The organism is Mycobacterium zoologicum (genome assembly GCF_020181635.2).
Taxonomy (GTDB): Bacteria; Actinomycetota; Actinomycetes; order Mycobacteriales; family Mycobacteriaceae; genus Mycobacterium; species Mycobacterium zoologicum.
Genome location: NZ_JAYJJS010000042.1, coordinates 20,337 through 30,976 on the forward strand (window position 1 = coordinate 20,337; position 10,640 = coordinate 30,976).

At 66.6% G+C, this 10,640-nt stretch carries 17 protein-coding genes and 1 pseudogene; 11 read left to right on the forward strand and 7 right to left on the reverse strand.

The genetic code is table 11. The features are described from left to right. Positions 1-93: 93 nt before the first annotated feature. From K6T84_RS22490 to K6T84_RS22505, 4 genes are all read left to right on the forward strand, one after another. Complete coding sequence (locus K6T84_RS22490) at positions 94-807, forward strand: hypothetical protein (RefSeq protein WP_329786878.1); 714 nt, start codon at positions 94-96, stop codon at positions 805-807. Positions 808-904: 97 nt separating this feature from the next. Continuing rightward, entirely contained in the window at positions 905-1,531 is a 627-nt protein-coding gene (locus K6T84_RS22495; protein ID WP_329786879.1) for an RES family NAD+ phosphorylase, read from the forward strand. 8 nt (positions 1,532-1,539) lie between these two features. Then, a complete protein-coding gene (locus K6T84_RS22500; RefSeq protein ID WP_329786880.1) occupies positions 1,540-1,746 on the forward strand; it encodes a DUF4926 domain-containing protein in 207 nt (68 codons plus the stop codon). A gap of 143 nt (positions 1,747-1,889) precedes the next feature. Beyond that, positions 1,890-2,288: a hypothetical protein gene (locus tag K6T84_RS22505; protein WP_329786881.1), complete on the forward strand. Its 399-nt coding sequence runs from the start codon at positions 1,890-1,892 to the stop codon at positions 2,286-2,288. Positions 2,289-2,290: 2 nt separating this feature from the next. Here the strand turns inward: K6T84_RS22505 and K6T84_RS22510 are convergent, their stop codons facing one another. The 3 genes from K6T84_RS22510 to K6T84_RS22520 all read right to left on the reverse strand — a co-directional run bounded on the left by K6T84_RS22510 (position 2,291) and on the right by K6T84_RS22520 (position 4,465). Beyond that, entirely contained in the window at positions 2,291-3,307 is a 1,017-nt protein-coding gene (locus K6T84_RS22510) for a bifunctional 5,10-methylenetetrahydrofolate dehydrogenase/5,10-methenyltetrahydrofolate cyclohydrolase (protein ID WP_329786882.1), read from the reverse strand. Between the two features lie 94 nt (positions 3,308-3,401). Then, positions 3,402-3,686 carry a hypothetical protein gene (locus tag K6T84_RS22515; protein WP_329779769.1) on the reverse strand — a complete coding sequence of 95 codons (285 nt, stop codon included), beginning with the start codon at positions 3,684-3,686 and terminating at the stop codon, positions 3,402-3,404. Continuing rightward, positions 3,683-4,465, reverse strand: a complete 783-nt coding sequence (locus K6T84_RS22520) for a ParA family protein (RefSeq protein WP_329779770.1) — start codon at positions 4,463-4,465, stop codon at positions 3,683-3,685. The genes K6T84_RS22515 and K6T84_RS22520 overlap by 4 nt, the downstream gene beginning before the upstream one ends. Positions 4,466-4,622: 157 nt before the next feature. Here K6T84_RS22520 and K6T84_RS22525 point away from each other — a divergent pair, with 157 nt between their 5' ends. From K6T84_RS22525 to K6T84_RS22540, 4 genes are all read left to right on the forward strand, one after another. Continuing rightward, positions 4,623-4,859: a hypothetical protein gene (locus tag K6T84_RS22525; protein WP_329786883.1), complete on the forward strand. Its 237-nt coding sequence runs from the start codon at positions 4,623-4,625 to the stop codon at positions 4,857-4,859. A gap of 112 nt (positions 4,860-4,971) precedes the next feature. Further along, positions 4,972-5,259 carry a hypothetical protein gene (locus K6T84_RS22530; RefSeq protein WP_329786884.1) on the forward strand — a complete coding sequence of 96 codons (288 nt, stop codon included), beginning with the start codon at positions 4,972-4,974 and terminating at the stop codon, positions 5,257-5,259. Further along, the gene (locus tag K6T84_RS22535) at positions 5,259-7,103 is read left to right on the forward strand and encodes a hypothetical protein (RefSeq protein WP_329786885.1); all 1,845 of its coding nucleotides are present in this window, start codon (positions 5,259-5,261) and stop codon (positions 7,101-7,103) included. Before K6T84_RS22530 ends, K6T84_RS22535 begins: the two co-directional genes overlap by 1 nt. Next, positions 7,100-7,810 carry a hypothetical protein gene (locus K6T84_RS22540; protein ID WP_329786887.1) on the forward strand — a complete coding sequence of 237 codons (711 nt, stop codon included), beginning with the start codon at positions 7,100-7,102 and terminating at the stop codon, positions 7,808-7,810. Before K6T84_RS22535 ends, K6T84_RS22540 begins: the two co-directional genes overlap by 4 nt. Before the next feature lie 12 nt (positions 7,811-7,822). Here K6T84_RS22540 and K6T84_RS22545 read toward each other — a convergent pair whose 3' ends face one another. Next, entirely contained in the window at positions 7,823-8,002 is a 180-nt protein-coding gene (locus K6T84_RS22545; protein WP_329779777.1) for a hypothetical protein, read from the reverse strand. Between the two features lie 287 nt (positions 8,003-8,289). On the opposite strand from K6T84_RS22545, the gene K6T84_RS22550 reads away from it, so the two are divergent. The 3 genes and pseudogenes from K6T84_RS22550 to K6T84_RS22560 all read left to right on the forward strand — a co-directional run bounded on the left by K6T84_RS22550 (position 8,290) and on the right by K6T84_RS22560 (position 9,076). Then, on the forward strand, positions 8,290-8,445 hold the full coding sequence (locus tag K6T84_RS22550; protein ID WP_329786888.1) for a type II toxin -antitoxin system TacA 1-like antitoxin: 156 nt from the start codon (positions 8,290-8,292) through the stop codon (positions 8,443-8,445). 21 nt (positions 8,446-8,466) lie between these two features. Beyond that, positions 8,467-8,649, forward strand: a pseudogene (locus tag K6T84_RS22555) (DUF2384 domain-containing protein); the annotation flags it as partial. 43 nt (positions 8,650-8,692) lie between these two features. Continuing rightward, on the forward strand, positions 8,693-9,076 hold the full coding sequence (locus tag K6T84_RS22560; protein WP_329786889.1) for a hypothetical protein: 384 nt from the start codon (positions 8,693-8,695) through the stop codon (positions 9,074-9,076). Between the two features lie 274 nt (positions 9,077-9,350). Here the strand turns inward: K6T84_RS22560 and K6T84_RS22565 are convergent, their stop codons facing one another. The 3 genes from K6T84_RS22565 to K6T84_RS22575 all read right to left on the reverse strand — a co-directional run bounded on the left by K6T84_RS22565 (position 9,351) and on the right by K6T84_RS22575 (position 10,596). Continuing rightward, positions 9,351-9,887, reverse strand: coding sequence for a DNA-binding protein (locus tag K6T84_RS22565; protein ID WP_329786890.1), 537 nt, complete (start codon positions 9,885-9,887; stop codon positions 9,351-9,353). 317 nt (positions 9,888-10,204) lie between these two features. Continuing rightward, positions 10,205-10,333, reverse strand: a complete 129-nt coding sequence (locus K6T84_RS22570; protein ID WP_329786891.1) for a hypothetical protein — start codon at positions 10,331-10,333, stop codon at positions 10,205-10,207. A gap of 77 nt (positions 10,334-10,410) precedes the next feature. Next, positions 10,411-10,596 (reverse strand): hypothetical protein, encoded by a 186-nt coding sequence (locus K6T84_RS22575; RefSeq protein WP_329786892.1) that lies wholly within the window; start codon positions 10,594-10,596, stop codon positions 10,411-10,413. Between the last annotated feature and the right edge of the window lie 44 nt (positions 10,597-10,640).

The following is a 10,640-nucleotide window of genomic DNA, read 5'->3' on the forward strand; positions in this document are numbered from 1 at the left end:
CTGGCCGTCATCATCGAGTCGTGCTCAGCGGCCGACTGCGGGGCCATTGTGTAGCTACCTGACGCGATAACTAATACCGGCTACACTTGCTACATGAGGGATCACGACGTCGCCGAGGTGGGCGCTGGATTAGAACTCATCCCTGGCGTCACTCGAGGGGAACTGACGCGGGCTGTTCAGCTCTACAGACTCCTCGGCCTCGGCGGGACCACCATCAAATACGAGGGCATTGACTACGGGGAAACTGAAACCCTGTCAGATCTGCGCGACACGGCCCTCGTCCATGAGTTCTTTGGGCTGTACAACGCTATCCGCACGCTGCAATCCGAGCATGTGGAGGCGTCCCGTGAAGACCTGCTTCGGGCGCTCATGGGCCATGGCGTTAGCCTGACGCCCGCCGCGACCCTCTCGCAGGCGAAGCGCTTGGCCGCCCACCGCAACGCGCTGCTCGCGACGGATTTCCACACCTACACGTCGCTGAGTGAGCAGCGGCGCGATTCGTCGGAGTCCAGCACCAGGACGTGGGTCGCACGAGCCCGCCAAGCCAACAAGCTGTTCACCGTCGACTATGACGGCCGGACCTTGATACCGGCATTTCAATTCGACGAGCACGGCAAGCTGCGCACCGAGTTGGCGCCGATCCTGGCGGCGCTAGCTCAAGGAGGCGTGCGCGACTGGTCCTTGTGGACGTGGCTGACCACTCCAACGAGCTTCCTCTCCGGCGAGGTACCCGAGCGCATCGCCACGACTGATCCAGCGCGCGCGCTGCGCGCCGCCCAGCGCTTTACCGCCGGTGCGGCCGACTAGAACGCCCGACGTGACTGCTACGCCTCCGCCGCAGGATCTGTCGTGTCCCCACCCGGCCGGCTGCAAAGTCGTCGCGGGACTGCCCACACTGAATACGGTGTCCCTCGACAAGGGCCGGCTGCTCTATCGGGTGTACGACGGTACGTGGGGCTATGACGAGTTCAATGCGGGCTGGGGTGACACTCGGTTCGCCCCGATCGACGACCCCATCACCGGAAAGCGGTTGCCCCACATGTATCTGGGCGAGTCACCTGCCGGGGTACTGCTTGAGTCGGTCTTTCACGACGTTCACGAGTTGGGCAGCATGATCGCCTACGAAGCCCAGCTGCATGAGAAGCTGTTGGCGCACATTGAGGTGCCGGCCGCTGCCACGCTGGGCGACCTGCGCGATCCGGAGCTGGAGCGGCTGAAAATTGAGCGCAGTCAAGTGATTTCAAGCCCGGCGGAGCACTATCCATGCACCCGTCGCCTGGCCATCGCGGCGCTTGCACAGAAACACGATCCGCCGCTCCAGGGGCTGATCTGGCACTCCCGGCAAGCCGAGTTGACGAAGAAGCCGGCCGAAGAAGTAATCATCCTGTTCGGCGAAAGATATCCAGCAGAGCGGGGTTCATGGACGCGGTCCGGGCCCGGCTCGCAGAATCTCTACGAAGGGCCAGGGCGGCTCCGGGTCGATGAGGTCGCCGAAGAACTGCGGGCGCTGCTCGAGATCGACAAAGCGTAGGAACGGCCGTGCCCAGCCGGGAAGCTGAGTACAGCGAGCACCAGCGCGTTGTTCTCGTGCGTGCTGTCCCTGCTGAGGGGCTGAGCGCCGGTGCTGTGGGAACGGTGGTCGGCAGCTACGGCAACGGCGGCTATGAGGTTGAGTTCACTGCCGCCGACGGTCGCACCGTGGCGGTGGTGACGTTGCGGGCGTCTGACATTGCAGCGGACAGCTGAGGTCTGGGCGGAGCTGTCCGACTGGGATGCAACGGTGGTGCTGTGGTGCAACGGTATTTTGGGTGATGCGGGTGGGTTGCCGGTTTCTGACTGGCCCGGGATCTAGGGCGCCCCGTATTAGAAAGATTCAGGGAGGGCACACGGTGGCGAAGCGACCACGGAAGGGCCCGGCCGCAGCGGCGGCGAGCTTGCTGGCCGCGCAGCCGCCGGTGAGGACCTACGCGGCTCGGCGACCTTTTGCGATGGTCGACGACCTGAGCACTTTGACCGGACCGGTCGAAGGCACTGTCGAACTTCCGGTAGTGCTCGACTGGTCACCGAAGCGCGCCTACGACCTGTGTGACGAAGACGATCGTCATCGACTTTACGAGGCCGTCCTAAACGAGGCGATGAACCCCGAAGACCTGCAGCGTTTCCTGAACCGAGAACTGCTGATTGAAGCGTGGCCGCATCTGATCCTTCCGGGGCGGGTTAAGAGCCGGTGGGAAGCGGCGTTTCCTGAACTCGCGCTTCGCAGCAGAGTCGGACAGGTAGGCGTGTGAGTTCAGGTATGGCACCTGTGCCGCTGAGCCGCCTCCGCGGCATCAACGGTCTGCGCCAACAGCACCGCGATCGTGGTGGGACCGACGCCGCCCGGCACCGGCGTGATCATGCCGGCACGCCGTGCCGCAGCCGCGTATTCGACGTCGCCGATATTGCCGGGGTTGTAGCCGGCGTCGATCACCACCGCTCCGGGTTTGATCCAGTCGCCCCGGATCAGTTCGGGCCGACCGACCGCAGCGACCACGATGTCGGCTTCGGAGACGATCGCCGCCAGATCCCGTGTCTTGGAATGGCAGTAGGTGACCGTGGCATCGCGGGCCAGTAGCAGCATCCCGACCGGCTTACCCAGGATCGGGCTGCGACCCACTACCACCGCTCGCTGGCCGGCCGGGTCTACCCCGTACGCATCCAGTAGCCGCATGATCCCGCCCGGGGTGCAGGACTGAAAACCTGGAGTGCCCAGCGACATCGCGGCAAACGATGCCATCGTGACACCGTCGACATCTTTGGCCGGGGTGATCGCCTCGAACACCGCGCGTTCGTCGACCTGGGACGGCATCGGGTGCTGCACCAGAATCCCATCCACCGCGTCATCAGCGGCCAGCGCCGCGACCAGTGCGACGGCGTCCGCGGTGCTCGAGCCCGCGGGGAGTCGGTGCTGTTGGGAGTCCAGACCGGTGGCGGCGCACCGATTCGCTTTCATCCGCACGTAGGTGTGCGAGGCGGGGTCATCGCCGACGAGGACCGTGGCCAGGCACGGTGCGCGGCCATGCGCCTGCGTGAATCGGGCCGCACGCTTGGCGGTGTCGGCAAGGATCTGCTTGGCGACGGCGGTGCCGTCGATGATGATTCCGTCGTCGGGCACTAGCGATGCTTGATACGCAGCGTCAATTGTGGCGAGGTTCAGCGCGCGGTCCATCTCCCGCATGCCCTCCCGGATGTCCGCGATGGCCGTGGCGTATTCGGGATCGGCGAGCTTGCGGCGCAGGTATTCGCCGCCCTTGTCCTCGAGTTCCACACCTCGACACACTACTGCCCGTGAGGAGTAACTTGCAGGTCGCGGACGGTACGGAATGATCAGCTAGCTAGCGACGCTAGCAACGCTAGTTGTGCTAGCAGCCGCGCGCGCGTAGGTACTGGTCCAGCGCTTGGTCAGTGATGGACGCGGCGCTGATGGTCCGGTCCCCTGTCTCGTACCGCAGCTTGTCCACGGCGCGCGACAGCCGCTCTTTGACTGACGGCCGGATGCGCACGTTGTGCTGCTCAACGAGCCGCTCGGTCGGTGCAGGGCCGGCGGGTGGCGTAGTCGGGCTGGTGACCGACTCGGGGCGGTCCGGTATGGAGTCCGCCGGGTGGCCGCTGGCTCGGGTGATGGCTGGCTTTCGTGCGGCGGTCATGCGCGTGCTCCGATCGTGATACCGAGTTCGTCGAGTAGGTCGGTGTAGGCGACCTGCAGGCTGAGCGATTTTCCTCCGCGGTACTGGTGCATGGGCATCTCGGCGGAGTGCGCGTCTTGACGGGCGGCGAGGTCGGGGATGACGGTGTTGGCGACGAGGTCGCCGTAAGCCGCGCGCAATTCGGCTTCGCGGTCGATGTGCTCGCCCTTGTGCTGCCGGCGCGAGATGATGATTTTCGCCAGCTCGAGGCGCGGATTCGGCCGGACCCGCACTTTGTCGATGGTCGTTTCGAGCCTGGTCACGCCCTTCACTGAGTCTTTGGTGGGCTCGGTGATCGCATAGACATCGTCGACAGTGAGCAGCACCGCGAACAGCAGCTTTCCGAGGCTGGGTGGGCAGTCGAACAGGATTGCATCGTAGGCCGACAAGTCGAGGCCCTCGAATGCGACGTCGAGGCGAAATACCAGGTCAGATGCACCGGAGGATTCGGCGTTAGACAGATCGAGGTGTGCGGGGATCAGATCGATCCCCGCCCATTCGGTGGCTACGACCGCATCGATGGCGGAGCCGGGCTCGGTGCGGTCCATGAGGTCGGCAGTGGTCAGCTGGCCATCGGTCGTATAGACGCCCAAGCCCTCGGTGGCGTTGGCCTGTGGGTCCATGTCGACGACGAGGGCTTTGCCGCCGCGGTGACTGATGGCGCTGGCCAGGCCCAGGGTCGTCGCGGTTTTGCCGACGCCGCCCTTCTGGTTGGCCAGGGCGTGACGTTGTCCGGCCATTGGCGGATCCCCACTTTCATTGCTGGAACCTAGCAAGCAACGTGAGCATAGCAGGCGTAGCTATGTACGCGTCGATAGCGGCACTAGCACGCGTAGCAAGGCTAGCAGAGATACTGTCCTCTTGAGAACCGGGACGAGGGTGGCCACGATCGACTGCATGTTGATGTTGAATGCGTCGGTCGACAACTTCCTGCGGGCCGCTGGCGAGTTGCCGCTGCCAGCCGCCGTGCTGGGCAAGGTCGCGGCTGAGGCCGCCGGGTGGGAGGCCGACAAGGCTGCGGCAAGGGTCCAGGGCGAGAGCACCGAAACGCGGGGAGCGCTGATTGCTGCCGGCCGTGCGCGGATGGCCGCTGTGGTGGCGGCGATTGAGTCGGGACTGGCCTCGGGTAGGTGATTCCCGCATCCCATAGCGAGGCTCGCTAGTCGTGCTAGCATAGCTAGCGGACGATCTAGTCGTGTGGATGGTATGAGTCCATTCTGTCGGAGTCGTGAGGCAGGATCCCGGTATGGCAGCACGTCAGCGCACTCAAGCGGAGCGGCGCAGCTACACCGCGCGTCGGGCGGTGAGGACCGCTGATGCGCCCCAGCACAGGCAGCGGTGGCTGATCGAGGACGCCAGGCTGGCACTCGATCTGTCGCTGACCGTGCCACAGGCCGCGAAGCGGCTGGGCCGTACAGCTGCGGCAGTGGAGGCGCTGCGGGCGAAATGGCGGGGACAGACGCTGCCGGACAGCCTCGCATTCCAGGTGCCACCACCACCCCCGCCGGCCGCGGGCCGAGAGAGGAGCGCCTGATGGCGGATTATCTGATCACCGCCGACGGGACCTGGCAGCTGCATGACACCGATGAGGCCGGCGATCTGGTGTGCGTGCTGACCGAGGAGCACGCCGCCCCGGTGGGGGAGCCGGTGGTGGCGTTGTCGCGCCAGCAGGTCGTCACGCGGCTGGGCCGGGGAATACCAACGGATTTCCCGGCGCCGGATGTGGTGATCGGCGACCCGGATCAGGGGGCCACGCGCGGCTGGTGGGAGGCGACGGTGCAGCGCTGGCTCGCCGGAGAGGTACCACCACCCCCACCGGTCGCCGAACGTGCCGCTGAGGGCACGCCAGAGGCCGCGGAGGGCGAGCAGAACCCGGATCATTGGGCGATCGGCTCGCGCCAGTGGGATGACGTCGACCTCTCCGGGGCCGACCAGCGCATCTTGATCGCTACGTCCGCCGGCATTGTGACGCCCTCGGGGATCGTGAAATCCCGGCCGCTGGGGGCACCAACGCATTTGAGTCTGCTGGTGTGTAAGTCGCGGTGGGCGGCACACCCGGGCGGCCCGGACCCGCAGGTCTGGGTCACCGGCGAGGCCCTGGAGGCGCTGGAGTTCCCGATCGATGGGCTGACGCCCAGCGAGGTGCCCGAAACCGTGGCCGCGTTCTTCGGGTGCGAGGTCACCTACTCCAAAAGCGGCTATTTCACAGCGTCTTTCAGCGTGGATGATCCCGTCGTGGAGGACCGCACGGCGACCGTGATCCTGCTGCCGTTCCTGGCGTTGGACCCGTCTCCGTCGCGGCCGGAGGACCGCGGCCTGGCCGGCATCGAGGGCACCGACACTGAGCTGCCCGATGACGAGATCGCCGCGGCGCATCTACTCGCCGATCGCCTGTACTGGCTGACCACCATGGACGCGATGCCCGCACCGCGCTGGTCCCAAGTCGGCGCTCAGCTGGCCGTGTCGGCGTTCAAGCGGGCCCGGCCAAAGCCCAAGCACACCAAGGGCGATCCGCCGGCGCTGGTGCCGTGTCCGCTGCCCTCGGAGATCACGCCGACGGGCAAAATGCCGTCGCCGTGGTGGCCGTCAGGCAAAAAGACCCCGCATCGGTCGCGGGGCGACAGCATCGATGTCGAGGTCGACCAGCAAGCCGCCTATCTGCCGTCTGCTGAGGGCCTCTACCTCGGGTACGGCAAGCCGGGATGGGCTGACCCGGACCCTGCGGTGTTCAACGAACCGCGGCCGCCGTTCGGGCTGTTCCAGGTGACCACACCAGCTGGCACCGATCTTGACGGGCTGCACCGCAAGCTGCCGCTGCCGCATCCGGCGATGCGCTGGGATGCCCCGGTGACGTGGTGGGCCACCACCATCGATATGCAGCAGTTGATCGCGCCGACGGAGCAGGGCGGTGCCGGTATCGCGCCGGCGGAGTTGATGATTGACGCGGCCTGGGTGTGGCCCGAGCAGCACCAGTGGCTCAAGAACTGGGCCGGCGGGCTGCGTAGTGCGTTAGCCGCTGCACGTGCTGACGGCCGTGCCGACTACGAGGAGATGATCAAGGCCATCTACACCTCCTACCTGGGCCGGTTGGAGGCTGTGGGGGACGGGGCATGGAAGTATCCGCTGCTGCAGCACCAGCAGCCGGCTTGGTATGCAGCCGTAGAGGCGATGACCCGGTGGCGTGCCACGCGATACGTCACCCGGATTGCCCGGGAGCTGGACGTGATCCCGGTGGGGTGGCACGCCGACGCGTGGTTCTACCGGGTGCCGGGCGACTTCGACCCTGCGGCGCTGGAGGATCCGCTGCGTCCGGATGGCACCCGCAGCAATGGCGCCTACCGCATCAAGACGCTGAGCCGACCGGATGACGACGAGTGAGGTTCGCGCGGTTCGCCGAGCCGGAGGCGCCACCACGGCGTGGATTCCGCGACGCCTTCACGGATCTGGTTGATCGCAAGCTGGGCGAGTTGGGGGGACGCTGGGCCAGGGAGAGCCAGCGCAGCCGGCGTGCTGAGGCGGCGCGGCGGGCCCGCGGCGAGATGGTGCGGCGCATCGAGCATCGCACCGGCCGACGCTACGCGCCATCCACCATCGCCCGGTGGGCCGCCCACGACGCCACCCCGCCCGACACGGACATGCTGTGGTGGGACCGGTGGGCCGCCATCGACCGTGCCGGCGGAATCCAGGCTCTCGCCGCCCAGACAGGTGCCACCCCGGGCCGCGTTATCGCCTGGCGTGACTCCCTGGACCCGGACGCGCCCCCTCCTGGCCGCATCCCGGTAGGGGCACGTAGACCCACCGCCGAGCCGCAACGCATCGGCGTCGAGACCATAGGCGTGCTGACGATCGGGCGGACCCGTATTGATGACCGGCGCGTCCCGACCAACCCAATGGATCCGTACGAGGTACTGCTGGTGGGGCCAGAGGTCATGGACGCGTGGCTCGCCGACGACACCGACACGCTGATGGAGCTGCTCAGCGACACCATCACGGATCAGGTGATCGGCACATGGGGCCTGGCACCCGAGCAGGAGCCGCACTACGACGTCACCGACATCCGGCAGTTCATCGCCAACCCGAACTAGCCGGGGGCCGCATTAGGCAGCGATGAGGCTGTTGAGCCACATGACGGCTGCGGCGCCGGCAGTGCCGCCGGCCAGCAGTGCCTTAGGCAGCTTCTTGCTGCCGGCGTAGGTGAGGGCAGCGGTGGTGGCGGCGACGATGAGAGCGCCGCCGAGCACCACAGCGGTGCGCAGAGGCAAAAGCGGATCTGACATTTCGGGGATCGCCTTTCACGTGTTGCGGAGGGGTCACCCTTTTAGGTGCTGGCGCCCGTTTGTACAGGGGCACCGTGCACGCCAGCGGCTTCAAAGACGTCATGGGGCGCGGCGGCGCAGGATGGCCAGTCAGGCGCCGCCGGCGCCCGGTGGATACTTAGGTGGCGAACAAGGAATTGGCCCTCGGGATTCGTCCTGACAGCTGGTCTGGCCCCTGGTGATAGCTACGGCCCCCAGGGGCCGTTCGACCTTGCGGGCTTATGCCGGGCAGGGGCACAGTGGGCGCTGTGCAACAAATCATCCAGCTGTCATCCAACGCGGCGGCGGCATTCACCGCGGCTCTTGACCGTCCTGCGCAGGTGAATGAGCGGCTGGTGGCCGCATTGCACCGCCCACAGAAGTTCAGCTGGGCGGACGTTTCGGTGGATGATGCTACGGGCTGATTGATGGATGACGACTTGCTCGAGGAGCTCGCACAACTCCGCGACCTCCTCGCGGACTCCCTGACCCGTCGCGGCGTCGGGCAATGGCTACACGCGGCGAATCGGGTGCTTGGCGGCCAGCTCCCGATAGATCTGCTTTCCCAGGGCCGCTACGACGAGGTGCGCCGCGCAGCTGAAGCCTTCGTTGACGGTTCGTACGCGTGAACCCATGAAGGCTAACGAGTTCGACGAGCGGTAGGAGGCGGCAATGACGACATGGGAAAGCGAGCTGGCGGTCGACCGCATCATGATGGATCTGACACACCAGCCGCGCGGCCGGGCGAAAACCTACCTGGCTGAGGCGGTCGGGGCTGACGAGTATGAAACCCTCCACTACGGGGTTCGTTTCCGGGTGATGCCCAACCCAGCGGGTATCACCCACGTGGTGATCGGGAGACTTGCCGCCGGCACGTACACCCTCGGGTGTCAGGCCATGCGAGAGGACGCCAACCGGCGGTCCCTCCGGATCCACCATGAGCTGCGGAATCTCAGCGGCGATGAGCTGTGGTCGGCGTTCGAGCGAGCCCTCACGGGGCCGCCCAGCACTGCCGACGGCTTGGACGCCGCATCGCTGCACGGCCCCGCCGGCTAATGCCCGCCCAGGTCGGTGATGTCGTCCCGGCGGCGGGTGGCGGCTGGATGGTGCTGCCACCGTCGCACTGTCCGGTGGGGCATGGACTGGGCCCGAATCACGTGGTTGTTGGTCATCAGCCCTGTTCGTGTGGTGGGCATTTGTCGTGGCGGTGCCTGGAGTGCGATGCGGTGATCTACGCGCCGGTGCTGGCCGCGGCGTGTTCGGTGTTGACGGGCCCTGCGGCGGTGCGGGTGATCTGAACCCGCACCGCAGTCGGGTGCCAGCCCGGTCTTCAACTGCCGGCCCAGGCTAAGACTTCGACGAGCTGCAGAACGGGGGCCACGGAGTGGCCGCGGCGTAGCCAGTCCAGGGGAGTGCTCGGTTGGCCGTCGATGGCCAGGTCCGGTTGAGGATTGCGTAGGAAGCCGGCGACGGAGAGTGGATGCAGGTCTCGGGGCAGGGCAGCTAGCACCTGGTCGATACCTCGGATCTGCCGCGGCATCCCCGTCTGAGGGGCGCGCTCGAATTGCAGTGCGGGGTAGACCCAGGTGCCGGCGTTATCGATGGCCCACAGTTTGCCGGCGGTCCGCAACTGTCGCAGCCGGGTGTCGCTGACCCCGAGCGCGGCTGCTACCTCGCGTTCTGACGCTGCGGTCGTGATCAGTGTCGCTGCGTGGGCCGCGGTGTCGCGGATGACCTGGGCGTAGGCGTCGGGATCCTCGACGAAGCCCGCCGCGGCGAGTAGGTCGCGCTCGGCGGGACTGAGGTCGGAGGCATGGTCGGAAATCGGGTCACCGCTCAGCAAGAAGTTCGAGGGTTTCGCGTTCAATCGCGATTTCCTCGCGGACGACCTCGTGGATGCTCCCAGAGCTGTCGTGCGTGCGGCGCACTGGCGGAAACGGCGCCGGCACGTCCTTCGGGCTTAGCAGGGACATAACGCCCGATTTTAAGTCGTCTCCGCGCCCCAGGTGGGCTGACGCCGGCGCGATTGGCATGCCGAATCTCCCCCAGAAGCAGAGCAGCCCCGGCGTGCGTTAGCCAACCACCGGGGCCAGACAGATTGTGGGGCCCGTAGCCGCAGAATCCCGTACCTTGCTCGCTCCTGAGTGTGTCACCCGTGGACGACGGGGCCCTCGCGAGGGGGCGTCATCTCGGCGTCCATTTCCGGCGGTTCTGCGGGTTTGCCCGGCCATCCTCAACGATGCGACGCGCATCGCTGTCGAGGTAAGCGCGCTCAAACGCGGTGAGGACGGTCGCCGGCTCGACGGTAGCCATCTGGGGATCTCCCGTGGTTGATGGTTGTGGTGGTGACGCGGGCGTTCGTGGCCTCGGGGCCCCCGAGATCGATCCGTTCACCAGGCTTCGGGTTCCGCGTTGACATTCTCCTCTGTGAGGGCCTCCGTGTCAGCGCGAAACTGCGCGAGCCATTGTTCGTGATCCAACAGGCGTAGCGCCTGGCGCAACGTGTCCGAAGTGTTCTCGCCCGGCCGTGCGGCGGCCTGCGCGGTGAGGTGGTTCCAGTCGGCCGGGGCTGTCATATCAGAACGGTATCGCGGGCCCGGGCGGGCGCCCCGCCTTCGGC